This is a genomic window from Citrobacter sp. wls714, assembly GCF_005281025.1.
Classification (GTDB): domain Bacteria; phylum Pseudomonadota; class Gammaproteobacteria; order Enterobacterales; family Enterobacteriaceae; genus Citrobacter; species Citrobacter werkmanii.
The window spans coordinates 73,734-93,389 of the sequence record NZ_SZWZ01000026.1 but is presented as its reverse complement, the minus strand read 5'-3'; the positions used below and the strand labels follow the sequence as shown (position 1 = coordinate 93,389).

Here is a 19,656-nt window from a genome sequence, read left to right as displayed (position 1 = left end):
GCTTTCGGACTCCCCTGTCTGGTCAAAGGCCCGCCGCTTAAGTAACATGGCGGGCTGACGAACGAATAAATACAGCGAAACGATAGTGGCACAACGAGATTATGTACGTCGCGGCCAACCGGCACCTTCGCGGCGCAAAAAGAGCACATCACGGAAAAAACAACGCAATACGCCTGCGGTATCGCCCGCAATGGTTGCTATTGCTGCAGCCGTACTCGTGACCTTTATCGGTGGTCTGTACTTCATTACGCATCACAAGAAAGAAGAGTCCGAAACGCTGCAAAACCAGAAAGTCACCGGCAATGGCATTCCACCAAAACCGGAAGAGCGCTGGCGATACATCAAAGAGCTGGAAAGCCGTCAGCCTGGCGTACGCGCGCCTACCGAACCGTCCGCCGGCGGCGAGGTGCTGAACGCCGACCAGTTAACCAATGAGCAACGCCAGTTGTTGGCGCAGATGCAGGCTGACATGCGTCAACAGCCAACGCAGCTCAACGAAGTCCCGTGGAACGAACAAACGCCTGAACAACGCCAGCAAACGCTGCAGCGTCAGCGTCAGGTGCAACAGCAGCAGTGGAACACTACGCAGCAGCAGGCTCAACAGCCACGCCAACGAGCAACGGAACAGCCTTACCAGCAGCCGCAAACGCGTACGGCGCAAACCGCACCGGTACAACAGCCGAAACCGCAGCCAAAACCGGCGGCGCAACAGCCGTATCAGGATCTGCTGCAAACGCCTGCGCATACCACCGCCGTTCAGCCGAAAACGCAACCGGCCGCGCCAATAACGAATGAAACGCAACCGCCAAAACAGACGGCGGAGAAAAAAGATGAACGCCGCTGGATGGTTCAGTGCGGGTCATTTAAAGGCGCTGAGCAGGCAGAAACCGTGCGCGCGCAGCTGGCCTTCGAAGGGTTCAACTCGCGTATCACCACCAACAACGGCTGGAATCGCGTGGTCATTGGTCCGGTCAAAGGCAAAGAGAATGCCGACAACACCATCAGCCGCCTGAAGGTTGCTGGTCACACAAACTGCATTCGACTCGCCACTGGGGGTTGAAACCCCCAAAATCCCCCCCATCTATACTTGCATTACGCCCCGCATCCTGTGCGGGGCCTGTATTCTGCATTTGTAACCAAGGGGTCTGCTCGTGACAACAATAGTAAGCGTACGCCGTAACGGCCATGTGGTAATCGCCGGTGATGGTCAGGCCACACTGGGTAACACCGTAATGAAAGGCAACGTGAAGAAAGTCCGCCGTCTGTATAACGACAAAGTCATTGCGGGCTTTGCGGGCGGTACTGCGGATGCATTCACGCTGTTCGAACTGTTCGAACGCAAGCTGGAAATGCACCAGGGTCACCTGGTGAAAGCGGCCGTTGAACTGGCAAAAGACTGGCGTACCGACCGTATGCTGCGCAAACTCGAAGCGCTGCTGGCCGTCGCAGATGAAACGGCATCACTCATCATCACCGGTAACGGCGACGTCATCCAGCCAGAAAACGATCTGATTGCCATCGGCTCCGGCGGTCCCTACGCCCAGGCTGCTGCACGGGCTCTGCTGGAAAACACCGAGCTTGGCGCGCGCGAGATTGCTGAGAAAGCGTTGGATATTGCAGGGGATATCTGCATTTATACCAACCACTTCCATACCATCGAAGAATTGAACTCCAAAGCGTAAGGATCCCCCATGTCTGAAATGACCCCACGCGAAATTGTCAGCGAACTGAACAAACACATCATCGGCCAGGATAACGCTAAGCGTTCCGTGGCGATTGCCCTGCGTAACCGCTGGCGCCGTATGCAGCTCAACGAAGAGCTGCGCCATGAAGTGACGCCGAAAAATATTCTGATGATTGGCCCGACCGGCGTCGGTAAAACCGAAATCGCCCGTCGCCTGGCAAAACTGGCCAACGCGCCGTTCATCAAAGTTGAAGCAACCAAATTCACCGAAGTTGGCTATGTTGGTAAAGAAGTTGACTCCATCATCCGCGATCTGACCGACGCTGCCATTAAGATGGTTCGCGTTCAGGCAATTGAGAAAAACCGCTTCCGCGCTGAAGAGATGGCGGAAGAGCGCATTCTCGACGTGCTGATCCCACCAGCTAAAAATAACTGGGGGCAGTCTGAACAACCGCAGGAACCTTCTGCTGCGCGTCAGGCGTTCCGTAAAAAACTGCGCGAAGGCCAGCTCGACGATAAAGAGATCGAAATCGATCTCGCCGCCGCACCGATGGGCGTTGAAATCATGGCGCCTCCGGGCATGGAAGAGATGACCAGCCAACTGCAGTCCATGTTCCAGAACCTGGGCGGTCAGAAGCAAAAACCGCGTAAGCTGAAAATCAAAGACGCGATGAAGCTGCTGATTGAAGAAGAAGCGGCCAAACTGGTGAACCCGGAAGAGCTGAAACAGGAAGCTATCGACGCCGTTGAGCAGCACGGGATCGTGTTTATCGACGAAATCGACAAAATCTGTAAGCGCGGCGAATCCTCTGGCCCGGACGTGTCCCGTGAAGGCGTACAGCGCGACCTGCTACCGCTGGTTGAAGGCTGCACGGTCTCCACTAAGCACGGCATGGTGAAAACCGATCACATTCTGTTTATCGCTTCTGGCGCATTCCAGGTAGCCAAACCGTCTGACCTGATCCCGGAACTGCAGGGTCGTCTGCCGATTCGCGTTGAACTACAGGCGCTGACCACCAGCGATTTTGAGCGTATCCTGACCGAACCGAATGCCTCCATCACCGTTCAGTACAAAGCGCTGATGGCGACCGAAGGTGTGGACATTAACTTCACCGAATCGGGCATTAAACGCATTGCCGAAGCGGCCTGGCAGGTTAACGAAACCACCGAAAACATCGGTGCGCGTCGGCTGCACACCGTTCTGGAACGTCTGATGGAAGATATTTCCTATGATGCGAGCGATTTGAACGGCCAAAGCATCACAATTGATGCCGAATATGTGAGCAAACATCTGGATGCGCTGGTCGCAGATGAAGATCTGAGCCGTTTTATCCTATAATCGCGTTCAATGCATTTTCATCACTGTTGATGGGGCTGATAAAGCCCCATTTTTATTGGCGCTAAATATGACTGAACAACAACAAATTAGCCGCTCACAAGCCTGGCTGGAAAGTTTACGACCTAAGACCTTACCGCTCGCCTTCGCGGCGATCATCGTCGGTACGGCATTAGCATGGTGGCAAGGATACTTCGATCCGCTGGTTGCTCTGCTGGCATTAATTACGGCGGGACTGCTGCAAATTCTGTCCAATCTCGCTAACGACTATGGCGATGCCGTCAAAGGCAGCGACAAGCCCGACCGCATTGGACCACTGCGCGGTATGCAAAAAGGGGTTATCACCCAAGAGCAGATGAAGCGCGCGCTGATCGTCACCGTAGTGTTGATCTGTCTGTCTGGTCTGGCCCTGGTTGCCGTGGCCTGTCACACGCTGGCGGATTTTGTCGGTTTCCTGGTGCTCGGGGGCCTGTCAATTATCGCCGCGATCACTTACACCGTGGGTAATCGCCCTTACGGATATATCGGTCTGGGCGATATTTCCGTGCTGGTATTCTTCGGCTGGCTCAGCGTGATGGGAAGCTGGTATTTACAGGCCCATACGCTGATTCCGGCGCTGATTCTGCCTGCCACCGCCTGCGGCCTGCTGGCAACCGCTGTGCTCAACGTCAACAATCTGCGCGATATCAACAGCGACAGAGAGAATGGCAAGAACACGCTGGTCGTGCGTTTAGGCGCCGTGAATGCCCGCCGCTACCATGCCTGCCTGCTGATGGGTACGCTGGTCTGTCTGGCGCTGTTTAACCTGTTCTCGCTGCAAAGCCTGTGGGGATGGCTGTTTATTCTCGCCGCTCCGCTGCTTTTCAAACAGGCGCGTTACGTGATGCGTGAGATGAACCCTGAGGCAATGCGCCCGATGCTGGAACGCACCGTAAAAGCGGCACTATTAACTAACCTGCTGTTTGTCGTTGGAATTTTCTTAAGTCAGTGGTCTCTTTAACTGACAAATATCAATTAACAATTGATGATTTTGCCAACAGTACACATAGCGCGATATACTAAAAATTCTCGCAGCAACTAAACGTTAAGCCTATGAAATACGATACATCCGAGCTTTGTGACATCTATCAGGAAGATGTCAACGTCGTGGAACCGCTGTTCTCTAACTTTGGGGGACGGTCGTCGTTTGGCGGACAAATCATCACGGTAAAATGTTTCGAGGACAACGGGTTGCTGTACGATCTGCTCGAACAAAACGGCCGTGGTCGCATTCTGCTGGTCGATGGCGGCGGTTCTGTCCGTCGCGCGCTGGTCGATGCCGAACTGGCGCGGCTGGCCGTACAGAATGAATGGGAAGGTCTGGTCATCTACGGCTCAGTACGCCAGGTAGACGATCTGGAAGAACTGGATATCGGCATTCAGGCGATTGCCGCAATTCCGGTAGGCGCTTCCGGTGAAGGCATTGGGGAAAGCGATGTGCGCGTCAACTTTGGCGGCGTGACGTTCTTCTCCGGCGACCACCTGTACGCCGACAACACCGGGATAATTCTCTCCGAAGACCCGCTCGATATCGAGTGATCAAAAAGGCACCGCAAGGTGCCTTTTTTTATGCGTTGTCGCTGATTGCCGGATGTCGGCTCACGCCTTATCCGGCCTACAAACAGGGGCGATTACGCGAAAGATAAAGCGTAATTAGACTTCTTCCATACGGCCTAAAAGGGCATGCAGACGATCCTGCCAGCCGTTCTGCTGTTCTTTCAGATTGTTGTTCTCACGCTCCAGTTCTTCACGCTGCTGCTGTGCAGACTGAACTTCCTGCGACAGTGAGTTGTTCTTTTCTTTCAGCTCTTCGATTTCCATCTGCAACAGCGTGATGGTATCAATCGCCTGCTGTACTTTTGCTTCCAGTTTCTCAAACACTTCTAATGACATCGTCATACCTCTCCTGAATTGCAAGGCGTTGATGGATAAAAATCCTCGTCCCGATAACCGGCGACGCCTTAATAAAAACGAGCGCACTCTACTTAACACCGATTGTATGAAGCCGCGTCATCCCTGTCCAGCGGCATCCCGCGCAGATTGCGGTTTGCAACACTTTTAGTCTTTCTCCTGGTGACATGGCTGTCATAACGCTTAAGTGTTAAGAGATTGATCGGTGAAATGATTCAGCTCACACTATTTTTGTATAACAAATACCGCGCAATGGCGCGAAAACGCTCATTTTGTTGATGCAGTACACACATTTTAATTTCGATATTTCTCGTTTTTGAGCGTTAACGATAAATTAACAGTGTGCCTACCGGCTCCGGGGATGTCAGTGACCTTCTCGCACACAATAAACATTAAACTCTCTTCAGGATCCGATTATGAGTCAAACATCAACCTTAAAAGGCCAGTGCATTGCTGAATTCCTCGGTACCGGGTTGTTGATTTTCTTCGGTGTGGGCTGTGTCGCTGCACTCAAAGTGGCCGGGGCTACTTTTGGTCAGTGGGAAATCAGCATCATCTGGGGTCTGGGGGTAGCGATGGCTATCTATCTGACCGCAGGCGTTTCTGGCGCACACCTGAATCCAGCGGTCACCATCGCACTCTGGCTGTTCGCCTGTTTTGATAAACGCAAAGTCATCCCTTTTATTATTTCACAAATTGCCGGCGCCTTTTGCGCAGCGGCATTGGTTTACGGGCTTTATTACAATCTTTTCCTCGATTTCGAACAAACCAACCATATCGTGCGCGGCAGTACGGAAAGCCTGGGTCTGGCAGGTACTTTCTCCACCTATCCGAACCCGCATATCAATTTTGTGCAGGCCTTCGCGGTTGAAATGGTCATTACCGCTATTCTAATGGGGCTGATTCTGGCCCTGACCGACGATGGTAACGGTGTACCTCGTGGTCCTCTGGCACCACTGCTGATCGGCTTACTGATTGCCGTTATTGGTGCTTCCATGGGGCCGCTAACCGGTTTTGCGATGAACCCGGCGCGTGACTTCGGACCGAAACTGTTCGCCGGACTGGCCGGATGGGGTGAGATTGCCTTCACGGGTGGTCGTGATATCCCTTACTTCCTGGTACCAGTGTTTGGCCCAATTACTGGCGCAATTTTGGGCGCATGGGCCTATCGCAAACTGATTGGTCGTCATTTACCGTGCGATGTCTGCGCGATTGAAGAGAAAGACGTTGCGGCCAACACTCAACAAAAAGCTTCGCAGTAATGTGACTACGGGACAAAAAATTATGACTGAAAAAAAATATATCGTTGCGCTCGACCAGGGCACCACCAGCTCCCGCGCGGTCGTAATGGACCACGATGCGAATATCGTTGCCGTTTCACAGCGCGAATTCGAGCAAATCTACCCGAAAGCAGGTTGGGTAGAACACGACCCAATGGAAATTTGGGCGACCCAAAGCTCCACGCTGGTAGAAGTGCTGGCGAAAGCCGATATCAGTTCCGATGAAATTGCCGCGATCGGTATTACCAACCAGCGTGAAACCACCATCGTCTGGGAACGTGAGACCGGTAAACCTATCTATAACGCCATTGTGTGGCAGTGTCGTCGTACCGCGGATATCTGCGAGAAGCTCAAGCGCGACGGTATGGAAGAGTACATTCGTAGCAACACCGGCCTGGTGATTGACCCGTACTTCTCCGGTACCAAAGTGAAGTGGATCCTCGACCACGTAGAAGGCTCGCGTGAGCGCGCTCGTCGCGGTGAACTGCTGTTTGGTACCGTAGACACCTGGCTTATCTGGAAAATGACGCAGGGGCGTGTACACGTCACCGATTACACCAACGCCTCACGTACCATGCTGTTCAACATTCACTCCCTGGACTGGGACGACAAGATGCTGGATGCGCTGGATATTCCGCGCGCCATGCTGCCGGAAGTACGTCGTTCTTCTGAAGTGTACGGTCAGACCAACATCGGTGGTAAAGGCGGCATTCGTATTCCAATCTCCGGTATCGCCGGTGACCAGCAGGCGGCGCTGTTCGGCCAGCTGTGCGTGAAAGAAGGGATGGCGAAAAACACCTACGGTACCGGCTGCTTCATGCTGATGAACACCGGCGAGAAAGCCGTTAAGTCCGAAAACGGGCTGCTGACCACCATCGCCTGCGGACCGACCGGGGAAGTGAACTACGCCCTGGAAGGCGCAGTATTTATGGCGGGTGCCTCTATCCAGTGGCTGCGTGATGAAATGAAACTCATCAGCGATGCATTCGACTCTGAGTATTTCGCCACCAAAGTGAAAGATACCAACGGCGTGTACGTCGTTCCGGCATTCACCGGTCTGGGCGCACCGTACTGGGACCCCTACGCGCGTGGCGCCATCTTCGGTCTGACCCGTGGTGTAAACTCCAACCACATCATTCGCGCAACGCTTGAGTCTATCGCTTACCAGACCCGTGACGTACTGGAAGCGATGCAGGCTGACTCCGGCATTCGCCTGCACGCCCTGCGCGTCGATGGCGGTGCGGTCGCCAACAACTTCCTGATGCAGTTCCAGTCGGATATTCTCGGCACGCGCGTTGAGCGTCCGGAAGTCCGCGAAGTCACTGCGCTGGGTGCGGCGTACCTGGCCGGTCTGGCGGTCGGCTTCTGGCAAAACCTGGATGAGCTGCAGGAAAAAGCGGTCATCGAGCGTGAATTCCGTCCCGGCATCGAAACTACCGAACGTAACTTCCGTTACAGCGGCTGGAAAAAAGCAGTCAAACGCGCCATGGCGTGGGAAGATCACGACGAGTAATACGTCATTGCCGGATGGCGACGCTAAGGTGTCTTATCCGGCAATATCTTCGTGCGGGGACAACCCGCACACACATCAATAATCTCGCCCCCTCCCCTGTGCTACACTTCGCGCCATTCCTTTCAGCTACGAGTTTGCAATGAGACGAGAACTTGCCATTGAATTTTCACGCGTGACCGAAGCGGCCGCGCTGGCTGGCTACAAATGGCTGGGCCGCGGCGATAAAAATACCGCTGACGGCGCGGCGGTGAACGCCATGCGTATTATGCTCAACCAGGTCAACATCGACGGCACCATCGTGATTGGCGAAGGTGAAATCGATGAAGCGCCGATGCTGTTTATCGGTGAGAAAGTCGGTACGGGTCTTGGTGATGCGGTAGACATCGCCGTCGATCCTATCGAAGGCACGCGTATGACGGCAATGGGCCAGGCAAATGCGCTGGCGGTACTGGCCGTGGGCGACAAAGGCTGCTTCCTGAACGCGCCGGACATGTATATGGAAAAGCTGATTGTCGGCCCAGGCGCAAAAGGGTCCATTGACCTGAACCTATCGCTGGAAGCTAACCTGCGTAACATTGCCGCCGCGCTGAACAAACCCCTGAGTGACCTGACCGTCACTATTCTGGCGAAACCTCGCCATGATGACGTTATTGCAGAGATGACGAAACTGGGCGTGCGCGTATTCGCTATTCCCGACGGCGACGTTGCGGCTTCAATTCTGACCTGCATGCCTGACAGCGAAGTTGACGTGCTGTACGGCATTGGCGGCGCACCGGAAGGTGTGGTCTCCGCCGCCGTTATCCGCGCGCTGGATGGCGATATGCAGGGCCGTCTCCTGGCGCGTCATGACGTCAAAGGCGACAGCGAAGAAAACCGCCGCATTGGCGAACAGGAACTGGCCCGCTGCACCGCGATGGGCATTGAAGCGGGCAAAGCGCTGCGTCTGGACGAAATGGCGCGCAGCGACAACGTCATTTTCTCTGCCACCGGCATCACCAAAGGCGATCTGCTGGAAGGCATTAGCCGCAAAGGCAATATCGCGACCACCGAAACGCTGCTGATCCGCGGCAAATCGCGCACAATCCGCCGTATTCAGTCGATTCACTATCTCGATCGCAAAGATCCCGATGTGCAGGCGCACATCCTGTAATTGATTTGATCAATAGAGCCTTCCAGCCCATCCGGGCTGGAAATCTTTCGTCCAACGAACGAAGATAAGGCAATCAAAGCAGACAGGAGAAAACCATGGCAGATTGGGTAACAGGCAAAGTCACAAAGGTGCAGAACTGGACCGATGCCTTATTTAGTTTGACCGTGCGAGCTCCAGTTCTTCCTTTTACTGCTGGCCAGTTTACCAAGCTTGGCCTGGAAATCGACGGCGAGCGCGTCCAGCGCGCCTATTCCTACGTCAATGCGCCCGACAATCCCGATTTAGAGTTTTATCTGGTGACAGTTCCCGACGGCAAACTCAGCCCTCGTTTGGCCGCGCTGAAACCTGGCGATGACGTTCAGGTGGTCAGTGAAGCCGCTGGCTTCTTCGTGCTGGATGAGATCCCCGATTGCGATACGCTATGGATGCTGGCGACCGGCACGGCTATCGGCCCGTATTTGTCGATTTTGCAGTTAGGCAAAGATCTGGATCGCTTTAAAAATCTGGTGCTGGTCCACGCCGCGCGCTATGCCGCCGATTTAAGCTACCTGCCATTGATGCAGGCGCTGGAAAAGCGCTACGAAGGTAAATTACGTATCCAGACCGTTGTTAGCCGTGAAACTGCGGCAAATTCGTTGACCGGGCGAGTGCCGGCGCTGATTGAAAGCGGTGAGCTGGAAAAAGCGGTAGGTCTGCCAATGGATAAAGAAACCAGCCACGTAATGCTGTGTGGAAATCCACAAATGGTACGCGACACGCAGCAACTGTTGAAAGAGACCCGGCAGATGACCAAACACCTGCGCCGTCGACCAGGCCATATGACTGCTGAGCACTACTGGTAAGGGCTTGCCGGATGGCGACGCTAACGCGCCTTATCCGGCCTACGAGTCAGCTCTGTACTTTACGTCCTGCGTATCTTTACCATATTTATTTTCGTCCTGGGTGCCGACAAACGCGCCCAGATCGATAAGCATGCCGACCAGAATCAGCGTCGGAAGAAAACGGCCTACCGCCCATTGCCAGACGCCAGGTAACATCGCCCAGTTTCCGGCCAGCAGCATCCACGCCAGAATCATCAGCAACGCCCACGCCCCTGAACGTCCCCGATCGTGCAGACGCTTTACCGTCACCGCCGCCGTCGGCCATAGCAGACACACCAGACAAAATGCCGCGGTTTGAATATCGAGTAATTGCTTACTCGCCAGGGAGAACAACGCCAACATACTGACGAGCCACAGACCTATCCAAATCCAGAAATCACGGCGTCCAATACGCCCTTTAAATGAGAATAACCACTGCTGTATGGTCATGTAGGTTCCTTTATTATTACCTTCCAGGACAGTTTACCCTTTTGACAAGCCGGACGGTTACCGTTTTAATCGTGAGCAGTGAGAATGAAAGGTACAATTGATGAAGCAAGGATTTACACTGTTTTTATTACTGTTTTCAGCCTTAACCGTAAGCACTACGGCGCAGGCGGAAGAGCCATCGACGGCAATCACGGCCCCCTATTTGTTGGCGGGCGCGCCAACTTTTGATCTATCGATTAGCCAGTTTCGTGAAAACTTTAATACACAGAATCCGAAGCTTATCCTCAATGAGTTCCGCGCCATCGACAGCAGTCGCGACCGAGCGAATCTCACCCGCGCCGCCAGTAAAATCAACGAAAACCTGTATGCGTCCTCGGCCCTTGAGCGCGGTACATTGAAAATCAAAAGTATGCAGATCACCTGGCTGCCGATTCAGGGGCCAGAACAAAAGGCGGCGAAAGCGAAAGCGCTGGAATATATGAGCGCCGTCATCCGCACCGTCGCGCCGCTGCTGACGAAAGAACAGAGCCAGAAAAAGCTGCAAAAATTGCTCGCCGCAGGCAAAGGTAAGCACTATTACGCCGAAACAGAAGGCGCTATTCGCTATGTCATAGCAGATAACGGTGAAAAGGGGCTGACCTTCGCTGTTGAACCGATTAAGCTGGCTCTATCTGAAAACCTCGAAGGGTCGAATAAGTGACAAAAAGCAAAGCCTTTCTGGGGATGAATCTCTATACTGTTTCACAGACCATGCTGCCCTGACGGGCGGCCATATTCCTTAATTCGCTGACAAGCGTGGAGAAATGAAATGCGACATCCTTTAGTGATGGGTAACTGGAAACTGAACGGCAGCCGCCATATGGTAAACGAACTGGTTGCTAATCTGCGTAAAGAACTGGCTGGCGTTGCTGGCTGTGCAGTAGCGATTGCTCCGCCGGAAATGTATATCGACCTGGCGAAACACGCCGCTGCCGGTAGCCACATCATCCTGGGCGCGCAGAACGTTGACCTGAACCTGTCTGGCGCATTCACCGGTGAAACAAGCGCTGAAATGCTGAAAGATATCGGCGCGCAGTACATCATTATCGGTCACTCTGAGCGTCGTACTTATCACAAAGAGTCTGACGAGCTGATCGCGAAGAAATTCGCTGTGCTGAAAGAGCAGGGTCTGACTCCAGTTCTGTGCATCGGTGAAACCGAAGCAGAAAACGAAGCGGGCAAAACTGAAGAAGTCTGCGCACGTCAGATCGACGCCGTTCTGAAAACTCAGGGCGCTGCGGCATTCGAAGGCGTAGTCATCGCTTACGAACCAGTATGGGCTATCGGTACCGGTAAATCTGCAACTCCGGCTCAGGCTCAGGCTGTTCACAAATTCATCCGTGACCACATTGCTAAAGCTGACGCGAAAATCGCTGAACAGGTTATTATCCAGTACGGCGGTTCCGTAAATGCGGGCAACGCGGCAGAACTGTTCGCTCAGCCAGACATCGACGGCGCGCTGGTTGGCGGTGCTTCTCTGAAAGCAGACGCTTTCGCAGTCATCGTTAAAGCAGCAGAAGCCGCTAAACAGGCTTAAGTTGTTAAGGCGGGAGGAGCACTCCTCCCGCTGTATTAACTACCAGTATCCCAACCAGTGCCACCAGAAGGCGCCGGTCACACCCCAAATGGTCAGGTTGACCACACTCATCACCAGCCCCGTTTTCCACCACTCCGCCAGCGTGACATAGCCCGAACCAAAGATAATAGGCGCAGTACCCGTGCCATAGTGCGTGAGCGACATCATCAAGGAGGAGGAGAAACCGAGCATTAAACCAAGCAGCGCTGGCGGCGCGCCGAGGCCTAAACCTGCAGCGAAGAACGCAGCGAACATCGCCGTAATATGCGCAGTTGTACTGGCGAAAAAGTAGTGCGAATAGACGTAAAGCAGAATCAACAACAGCGTCGCAATGCTCCAGTGCACACCCAGATGGTCGATTGCACTACCCACGCTGGTCGCCAGCCAACCGACCAACCCAAGCTTGCTGAGAAAATCCGCCATCATCACCAGCGCGGCAAACCAGACTATGGTATCCCACGCTCCACGGCATTTAAGAATGTCTTCCCAGCTTAATACACCCGCCATCAACAGAATCGACAAACCAATTAACGCGGCGCTTGTGGGGTTTACGCTCCAGGCGCTGCCCATCAACATCGCGGGCACTCCCGCCCACAGGCAGAGCAGCAAAATGAAGACGGCCAGGGTAATTTTCTCTGCCAGTGAAAGCGGACCTAGCGCCTCCAGTTTTTGTCGTGCGAACTGCGGCGCATTTGGCGTGCGCGTGATAGCTGGCGGATAGAGCCACCAGATTACAATCGGCATGACGACCAGCGAGACCACAGCGGGAAGCAGCGCCGCAATAGCCCACATTCCCCAGGTCATGTTCAGCACGCCATCCGTCCCCTTCGTTAAAAAGCTAACGATTAAGGGGTTAGGTGCGGTCGCGGTGATGAACATTGCCGAGCTGATGGGGTTAATGTTGTAATTCACCAGCGCCAGATAGCGACCCGTTGAACCATTCTCGTTGTTTCCCGGTTGCGATCCGAGGCTTTCCGCAATCGCCCGCATTACTGGGTGGATAATACCACCGCCACGCGCCGTGTTGCTGGGCGTAACCGGCGCAATCAGCGTTTCCGCAAGGGTTAATGCCCACGCAATACCCAGCGTTCTTTTACCAAACAGCGCAATAAACCCGTAGCCAATTCGCGCCCCCAGGCCGGTCTTTAACAGACTTTGCGACAGCATAATGGATAAACCAATCAGCCAGATTAACTGGTTAGAAAAGCCACTCAACGCATCGTTCAGTGCGGCCGAGGGTTTACCGGGGTTAGTGACGCCGGTCATCGCCACCAGCATAATCGCCACAACCGCAATGGCGCCAATGGGCATGGCTTTACCGATAATCGCTGCGATCGTACCTATGAACAACGCCAGCAGATGCCACGCTTGCGGAGTGACATCAGGCGGACACGGGATAACAAACCAGATGGTCAGCGTGATCGCGAGCGAAATGATGGCAGGCCAACAGCGGATAGGGGTCAAACTGTCCATGAATCAATCCTTGAGTTTCCAGTGCACAAATCTGCGCCCCGGTATTAACCGCCATCAGCCCAAATAAAACAATTCATCATCTCACAAAACAAAAAATTAACATTTAGATACAGTTATAATTTACCCAGCATACTGAACCAGAGGTAATCCAACGGCAGAAGCACCAGATACGTTGCCGCCGCCAGCGCAATACACAGCAGCATCCCCGCCCTCGCAGGCACTTTCCCAAGCGCCATCGCCACAACAATGGGTGAAGCCTGATACGGAAGTAGCGGTGTGGAATATCCCAGTACCTGAATCATAATCACCGACAGCAGCGGGAATCCCGTCGCATCGGCAAAGCTTTGCGCCAGCGTGGTATATAGCGCCGGAACGCCGTTTGCCGTCATAATAAAATTGAGTGCGGTGGTAATGCCAGTCAGCGCGAGGAAGCTGGTAAACGGTTTTTCCGCGTCCAGCGGCATCACCTGTAACAGCGCCTCGCCCACCGCACTGCCAATACCGGTCTGCGTGACGGTGATCGCCAGCCCCAGAATACCCGCCACATAGATACAGGTACGGATATTGACCCCACTGGAAAACTCCTCGCCATTAATAAAGCCAACCCGAGGTAGCAGCGTGATAACCGCCGCCGCCAGTCCGGTCCACGCTGGACCAATGCCGTGCCAGCTTTCGCTTACCCACAAAAACAACACCACCGCTAACATCCATGCCAGACGTTTTTCATCCCGGCTCATCGGCTCAGGCGGCGTCAGATCGCGCGGCGCATGGGGCTTACCAGGAAACAGCCAGCAGATAAGTACGATGAGTACCGCGCCCTTGAGCCAGCCCAGAACCGGCGTATGTAACAGTAAATAGGGCAGATAATTCAGGTGGATACCGTAAGAACCTTCCGCTGCGCCGCTCATCACCAGATTCGGCACGTTAGCGGGTAAAATCGTCGCGGAAAGCTGGAACGTCCCAAACCCGACGGCCAGCGCCAGACCATACCAGGCTCGCGTGCCGTCGTTAATTCCCGCCCGTTTCGCCATCGCCGCGACAATCGGCATCAGCAGCGCAATGCGCCCCATATTGGACGGCATTACAAACGCCAGCGCATAACTTAGCAGTACCACACTCGCTACCATTAACGGCCAGGAGTCGGTCAATCGCGATGACAGCGCCCTCGCCGCCCTGTCCGCCAATCCCGTTTTACGAATCGCGATACCCAGCACGAAGCCACTGAAGACCAGCCAGAATGCCGATGACGCAAAGCCGCCAAAAATCACATCCGGTGGCGCGATTTTGGCCACCATCGCCACAGCAAAGAACAGCAGCGCCGTTATAAATTCCGGTAGTAGCGATGTCGCCCAGAGAATAATGGTGATGCCAACCACCAGAGAAGGAATAAACAGAGGGTGTGAAAGCCAGAGCGACATGCCTGTCTCCTGTTGTTTTTTTCAACAAGAATACGGGGACAGGCATGCGGAGTAAACGCCAGATTAGGTAGGGTTAGTGCAGAATATCACATTGATGATCCTGAATTTCCTCAGCAGAAGCGAGATTCAGCGACAGCAAGTTACGCTGAGTCGCCAGCAGGACAAAAGACTCATCGCTTTGGCGCACCATCGCCAGCGCATAGCGGCCCATATGTTCTCGCGCATTCGGTACTTCTTCCGCCAGCATAATAAACGGGCTGCGTTGCGCCAGTTCGTTTTCCGTGACGCGACGCGCCAGATATTCATGCCCGCGTAATCCACCCGGCAAAGGCAACCAGCGGGTGCTGATTTTCGCCATGTTGTCATCCAGTTGCTTTCTGACATCGGTTCGCAGGCAGGAGATATGAATGTGCAGGTGATTTTGCGTACGCCCGCTACGCGAGTTAATGGTCAGCGATACCGCTTTGTCAGGGATCTCCTGACCGTATTTTTGGCTCATAAAGCTACGCGCCTGCCAGGCCAGCCAGAAAAAGTTCGGCGTGCCTGATTCCAACAGCAACGGGCTTTCCGTACCATTGATACGGTAACCAGGCATCAACAGATATTGCAGCGGACCATTACGATCTTTGAACACCACATATCCGGCGTCTGGTTTCACTTCCACGCACGGTGCGGGATCCTGCTGCTGCAACTGGTGCGGCAAGCATTGCTGAAGAACAATCTGGCGTAACGCGTCCGGGTTGCCGGTGAATTTCCAGTAACCAATGCCAGCAGCGGCAGCCACCACAATCACCGCCAGTAAAAGATAGCCTGCTTTTTTCATTACGCGTTCCCTGTATCCTATTGAGGGGCAAGAGTAACGCAAAACCATGACAAATAAAAAACCCGGTCGCGTTATGCCACCGGGTTGGTAACTCACAGATTTATTTAACGCTTGCTGATCTGGTCGAACGTACCGCCGTTAGAGAAGTGCTCTTTCTGTGCTTTCGTCCAGCCGCCAAACTCTTCGTCAATGGTGAACAGCTTCAGCTTCGGAAAGGCATTTTCGTATTTCTTCGCCACTTCAGCATCACGCGGACGGTAGAAGTTTTTCGCTGCTATCTCCTGACCTTCCGGCGAGTAGAGATACTTCAGGTAGGCTTCCGCTACCGCTTTGGTGTCTTTCTTTTCCACCACTTTGTCGACCACGGAAACGGTCGGCTCCGCGAGAATAGATTCACTCGGAGTGACTATCTCGAATTTATCTTTACCCAGTTCGTTCGTCGCCAGTAGCGCTTCGTTTTCCCAGGCAATCAGCACATCACCGATACCGCGTTCAACGAAGGTATTGGTTGAGCCACGCGCACCGGAGTCCAGCACTTCAACGTTTTTAAACAGGGCTTTGACGAAGTCCTGGGCTTTGGCCTGATCGTTATTGTTGTGGTGCAGGGCGTAGCCCCATGCTGCCAGATAGTTCCAGCGTGCGCCGCCTGAGCTTTTCGGGTTTGGCGTAATGACGGACACACCCGGTTTGACAAGATCGTTCCAGTCATGAATTTGTTTTGGATTGCCCTTGCGGACCAGGAAAACGATGGTGGAAGTGTAAGGTGCTGAGTTATCCGGCAGACGCTTGATCCAGTTTTTATCGATACGACCACGTTCAGCAATAGCGTCCACATCGTAAGCCAGCGCCAGCGTCACGACATCGGCTTCAATGCCGTTTATGACGGAAGTCGCCTGTTTACCCGAACCGCCGTGCGATTGGCGGATCACGACGTTGTCGCCGGTTTCCTGCTTCCAGTGCGCGCTAAAAGCTTTGTTGTACTGCTCGTACAGCTCACGCGTTGGATCGTACGATACGTTAAGTAACTGAATATCCTTTGCCAGAACGCTGGTCGATGCCAGCAATAATGTTAACCCTACGCCCCATTTGTTCATCGCCCAGCTCTCTTATGTGGTGTTGTGATGAGCAAAGCGTGCCAGAAAGCGATCCAAACATTAAAGAATAAAAAAAGATTTGCTATAACTTCGAGGAATAAATCTGAGGGATTGCCGGATGGCGGCTAACGCCTAATCCGGCCTACACGTTTCTGCAACCTGTAGGCCTGATAAGCGTAGCGCCATCAGACGCGCAAAAAACAATCAGTACAGTTTTTTCGCGCAGTCCAGCCAGTCACCTTTGAAAGGACGCTTCATGTTTTCGATAGCGTCGATGATGTCATGGTGAACCAGTTTTTCGTTCTGAATACCTACGCAACGGCCACCATGACCTTCGAGCAGCAGTTCAATGGCATACGCGCCCATACGGGACGCCAGAATACGGTCATAAGGAACCGGAGAACCACCACGCTGGATGTGACCCAGTACGGTTGAACGCGTTTCACGGCCCGTTTCTTTCTCGATGTAATGCGCCAGTTCGTCAACGTCACACATGTGTTCAGTGATCGCTACAATCGCGTGTTTTTTACCTTTCGCGATACCGGCTTTGATTTCAGCAACCAGATCGTCACGGCTGAATTCTACTTCCGGAACCACCACGAACTCACAACCGCCGGCAATCGCTGCCGCCAGGGTCAGATCACCACAGTAGCGGCCCATCACTTCAACGATAGAGATACGCTGGTGAGAAGAAGAGGTATCACGCAGACGGTCAATCGCTTCGACTACAGTACCCAGCGCGGTGAAATAACCGATGGTGTAGTCGGTGCCCTTGATATCGTTGTCGATAGTGCCCGGCAGACCGATGCACGGGAAGCCCATTTCAGTCAGGCGTTTCGCACCCATGTAAGAACCGTCACCGCCGATAACAACCAGGGCGTCGATGCCACGTTTCTTCAGGTTTTCGATAGCCACCGCACGCACGTTTTCGTCGCGGAATTCCGGGAAGCGGGCAGAACCGAGGAAGGTACCGCCACGGTTGATCATGTCGGACACGCTATAGCGGTCAAGCTGGACCATACGGTCTTCATACAAACCCAGGTAGCCATCATGGATCCCCATGACTTCCAGCCCTTCCGTCAACGCTGCACGCACAACACCACGGATTGCTGCGTTCATGCCCGGCGCATCACCGCCGCTTGTCAACACACCGATTTTCTTAATCATGACTACCTCTGAACTTTGGAATGCAAAATGAAATCTGCTGCCGGAAGTCGATTCCGCATATCGAAACGATCCAACGAATATGCAGATAGTATAACAATCACTTCCTGCTGAATTGATTCAGGTCAGGCCAAATGGTGGTAATTTATACACAAAATGCTGGCCTGGTTCACTTTTTTTACAACGAATTATGAAAGCTCAAACATCTTGCCTTCCTTGGGTACGACGGAACAGGGATCCTGATGAATAATGACATCCGATCCCGGGAAACGTCGCAAAATTGCCTGCTCGACCTGCTCAGCCACTACATGCGCCTGAACGAGCGGCAGATTATCTTCCATTTCCAAATGAATCTGAATAAAGCGGGTCGGCCCTGACTGCCGCGTGCGAAGATCGTGAGCGCCGCTGACTCCCGGCCATGACGTCACGATATCAATAATTTCCTGACGTTCTTCATCGGGTAAAGCGCGATCCAGCAATGACTGCACCGCCTCATACCCCATGCGTAATGCGCTATATAAAATATAGATGCCAATTCCGAGCGCAAACAAGGCATCTGCGCGATGCCAGCCATACCATGCCAGCCCAAGCGCAATGAGAATCGCACCGTTCATCATAACATCAGACTGATAATGAAGCATATCCGCCCTAACGGCCTGACTTTGCGTACGCTTCACCACCCAGCGCTGAAACGAGACCAGTATGATGGTGCACACTAACGCAATGATGGTGACAATCACCCCGACGCCGGGATCTTTCATCGGCGTGGGTTGGATAAGATGCTGAATCCCGGTCAGGAATAAAAACAGCGCCGAACCGGAAATAAACATACTTTGCGCCAACGCCGCCAATGATTCCGCTTTACCGTGTCCAAACGTGTGTTCATCATCGGCCGGTTGCAATGAATAACGCACCACCAACAGATTGGTTAACGACGCCGCGATATCCACCAAAGAATCCACCAGTGCAGCCAGAATACTGACCGATCCGGTGTACCACCACGCAAAAATTTTGATCAAAAGTAACAGCGATGCCATCACGGTCGCCGCGATTGCCGCCCGGCTAACCAGCCGCCCATAGGTTTGATTCATAAACACTCCTGCCAGGATATGCCGCTAGTATAACGGATGAAGTAAAACAGTCAGGCAATTACCGAGTGACAAATTTTGGGCAAAAAAAACCCCCACATCATGTGGGGGAAGACAGGGATGGTGTCTATGGCAAGGAAAACAGGGTTACTACTGGGAACGTGAGTTGCTACTACTCAATAAATTCAACGATGAGCTTTTTTGCCAGTGCGCGACGTCGCGCAGTTGCTCCATTCGTTGTTCATGTTTCTCATTTAAAACCGCTTGCTGCTCGGGCGTTAACAGGCGATACATCTGGTTGCGAACCTTGGCTATTTCAACCTGGCGGGCAACCTGTTCCTGCGCCATTCTTTCTGCCTGAGCGCGCACAGCGCTTTCATCAAATTTCTCTGCGGTGACAAGGCGATGCATTGTCTCCATTTCGCTAACATTAACAGGAGGCTGTTCGTGTCTTGCCTGCTGCATTAAATCTCGCATCTGTTGACGTTGATGTTCGGTTAAACTGATACCGTCAAACATGTGGCTCTGTACGCTGCGTTGCGAGGAGCCTTCACCCAGGTGCCAGTGATCGCCTGTGACGACTTCAGCTGCATGGCTTAAAGTACTGAGTGCCAGCGTTGAGGCCATGACGGCAGCGGTTACTTTGCCCATCACTTGCTCCCAAAATCTTTTCTGTCGCGATTCAACGAGAGACAGTTTACGATTCGGGCTGCAAACATGCGTCAGGGGGTGTAAAACAACGTAAAGTCATAGATTAG

At 53.4% G+C, this 19,656-nt stretch carries 20 protein-coding genes; 11 read left to right on the top strand and 9 right to left on the bottom strand.

Features of this window, described 5'->3' with window-relative positions; translation table 11 throughout:
• Positions 1-85 precede the first annotated feature (85 nt).
• The 5 genes from ftsN to rraA all read left to right on the top strand — a co-directional run bounded on the left by ftsN (position 86) and on the right by rraA (position 4,598).
• Positions 86-1,060: a cell division protein FtsN gene (gene ftsN, locus FDX11_RS04330; protein WP_137350354.1), complete on the top strand. Its 975-nt coding sequence runs from the start codon at positions 86-88 to the stop codon at positions 1,058-1,060.
• A 91-nt stretch (positions 1,061-1,151) separates the two neighbouring features.
• Positions 1,152-1,682 (top strand): ATP-dependent protease subunit HslV, encoded by a 531-nt coding sequence (gene hslV, locus FDX11_RS04325; protein ID WP_003028805.1) that lies wholly within the window; start codon positions 1,152-1,154, stop codon positions 1,680-1,682.
• 9 nt (positions 1,683-1,691) lie between these two features.
• Positions 1,692-3,023, top strand: a complete 1,332-nt coding sequence (hslU, locus tag FDX11_RS04320) for an HslU--HslV peptidase ATPase subunit (protein WP_003028803.1) — start codon at positions 1,692-1,694, stop codon at positions 3,021-3,023.
• A 67-nt stretch (positions 3,024-3,090) separates the two neighbouring features.
• A complete protein-coding gene (gene menA / locus FDX11_RS04315) occupies positions 3,091-4,020 on the top strand; it encodes a 1,4-dihydroxy-2-naphthoate polyprenyltransferase (protein WP_038636012.1) in 930 nt (309 codons plus the stop codon).
• 92 nt (positions 4,021-4,112) lie between these two features.
• Complete coding sequence (gene rraA / locus FDX11_RS04310; RefSeq protein ID WP_008787034.1) at positions 4,113-4,598, top strand: ribonuclease E activity regulator RraA; 486 nt, start codon at positions 4,113-4,115, stop codon at positions 4,596-4,598.
• A gap of 114 nt (positions 4,599-4,712) precedes the next feature.
• Here the strand turns inward: rraA and zapB are convergent, their stop codons facing one another.
• Positions 4,713-4,958, bottom strand: a complete 246-nt coding sequence (gene zapB, locus FDX11_RS04305; protein ID WP_019077914.1) for a septal ring assembly protein ZapB — start codon at positions 4,956-4,958, stop codon at positions 4,713-4,715.
• 428 nt (positions 4,959-5,386) lie between these two features.
• Here zapB and FDX11_RS04300 point away from each other — a divergent pair, with 428 nt between their 5' ends.
• The 4 genes from FDX11_RS04300 to fpr all read left to right on the top strand — a co-directional run bounded on the left by FDX11_RS04300 (position 5,387) and on the right by fpr (position 9,755).
• Positions 5,387-6,232: an MIP/aquaporin family protein gene (locus FDX11_RS04300; protein ID WP_042313392.1), complete on the top strand. Its 846-nt coding sequence runs from the start codon at positions 5,387-5,389 to the stop codon at positions 6,230-6,232.
• A 22-nt stretch (positions 6,233-6,254) separates the two neighbouring features.
• Positions 6,255-7,763 carry a glycerol kinase GlpK gene (glpK, locus tag FDX11_RS04295; protein WP_042313394.1) on the top strand — a complete coding sequence of 503 codons (1,509 nt, stop codon included), beginning with the start codon at positions 6,255-6,257 and terminating at the stop codon, positions 7,761-7,763.
• 139 nt (positions 7,764-7,902) lie between these two features.
• A complete protein-coding gene (gene glpX / locus FDX11_RS04290) occupies positions 7,903-8,913 on the top strand; it encodes a class II fructose-bisphosphatase (RefSeq protein WP_038635990.1) in 1,011 nt (336 codons plus the stop codon).
• A 95-nt stretch (positions 8,914-9,008) separates the two neighbouring features.
• The gene (gene fpr / locus FDX11_RS04285; protein WP_042313399.1) at positions 9,009-9,755 is read left to right on the top strand and encodes a ferredoxin--NADP(+) reductase; all 747 of its coding nucleotides are present in this window, start codon (positions 9,009-9,011) and stop codon (positions 9,753-9,755) included.
• 39 nt (positions 9,756-9,794) lie between these two features.
• Here fpr and FDX11_RS04280 read toward each other — a convergent pair whose 3' ends face one another.
• Positions 9,795-10,223 carry a DUF805 domain-containing protein gene (locus FDX11_RS04280; RefSeq protein ID WP_042313402.1) on the bottom strand — a complete coding sequence of 143 codons (429 nt, stop codon included), beginning with the start codon at positions 10,221-10,223 and terminating at the stop codon, positions 9,795-9,797.
• A 100-nt stretch (positions 10,224-10,323) separates the two neighbouring features.
• Here FDX11_RS04280 and FDX11_RS04275 point away from each other — a divergent pair, with 100 nt between their 5' ends.
• Positions 10,324-10,923, top strand: coding sequence for a YiiQ family protein (locus tag FDX11_RS04275; protein ID WP_042313405.1), 600 nt, complete (start codon positions 10,324-10,326; stop codon positions 10,921-10,923).
• A gap of 108 nt (positions 10,924-11,031) precedes the next feature.
• Positions 11,032-11,799 carry a triose-phosphate isomerase gene (tpiA, locus tag FDX11_RS04270; protein WP_038635981.1) on the top strand — a complete coding sequence of 256 codons (768 nt, stop codon included), beginning with the start codon at positions 11,032-11,034 and terminating at the stop codon, positions 11,797-11,799.
• A gap of 39 nt (positions 11,800-11,838) precedes the next feature.
• Here tpiA and FDX11_RS04265 read toward each other — a convergent pair whose 3' ends face one another.
• The 7 genes from FDX11_RS04265 to cpxP all read right to left on the bottom strand — a co-directional run bounded on the left by FDX11_RS04265 (position 11,839) and on the right by cpxP (position 19,549).
• Positions 11,839-13,311 (bottom strand): DASS family sodium-coupled anion symporter, encoded by a 1,473-nt coding sequence (locus tag FDX11_RS04265; protein ID WP_042313410.1) that lies wholly within the window; start codon positions 13,309-13,311, stop codon positions 11,839-11,841.
• A 113-nt stretch (positions 13,312-13,424) separates the two neighbouring features.
• Positions 13,425-14,729, bottom strand: coding sequence for an SLC13 family permease (locus FDX11_RS04260; RefSeq protein WP_061382571.1), 1,305 nt, complete (start codon positions 14,727-14,729; stop codon positions 13,425-13,427).
• A gap of 73 nt (positions 14,730-14,802) precedes the next feature.
• Entirely contained in the window at positions 14,803-15,552 is a 750-nt protein-coding gene (locus FDX11_RS04255; RefSeq protein WP_137397551.1) for a CDP-diacylglycerol diphosphatase, read from the bottom strand.
• A 104-nt stretch (positions 15,553-15,656) separates the two neighbouring features.
• Complete coding sequence (gene sbp, locus FDX11_RS04250) at positions 15,657-16,646, bottom strand: sulfate/thiosulfate ABC transporter substrate-binding protein Sbp (protein WP_042313417.1); 990 nt, start codon at positions 16,644-16,646, stop codon at positions 15,657-15,659.
• Between the two features lie 204 nt (positions 16,647-16,850).
• Positions 16,851-17,813: a 6-phosphofructokinase gene (pfkA, locus tag FDX11_RS04245; protein ID WP_006686196.1), complete on the bottom strand. Its 963-nt coding sequence runs from the start codon at positions 17,811-17,813 to the stop codon at positions 16,851-16,853.
• Between the two features lie 185 nt (positions 17,814-17,998).
• Positions 17,999-18,901 carry a CDF family cation-efflux transporter FieF gene (gene fieF / locus FDX11_RS04240; RefSeq protein ID WP_038635968.1) on the bottom strand — a complete coding sequence of 301 codons (903 nt, stop codon included), beginning with the start codon at positions 18,899-18,901 and terminating at the stop codon, positions 17,999-18,001.
• Positions 18,902-19,048: 147 nt separating this feature from the next.
• On the bottom strand, positions 19,049-19,549 hold the full coding sequence (cpxP, locus tag FDX11_RS04235) for a cell-envelope stress modulator CpxP (protein ID WP_042313421.1): 501 nt from the start codon (positions 19,547-19,549) through the stop codon (positions 19,049-19,051).
• Between the last annotated feature and the right edge of the window lie 107 nt (positions 19,550-19,656).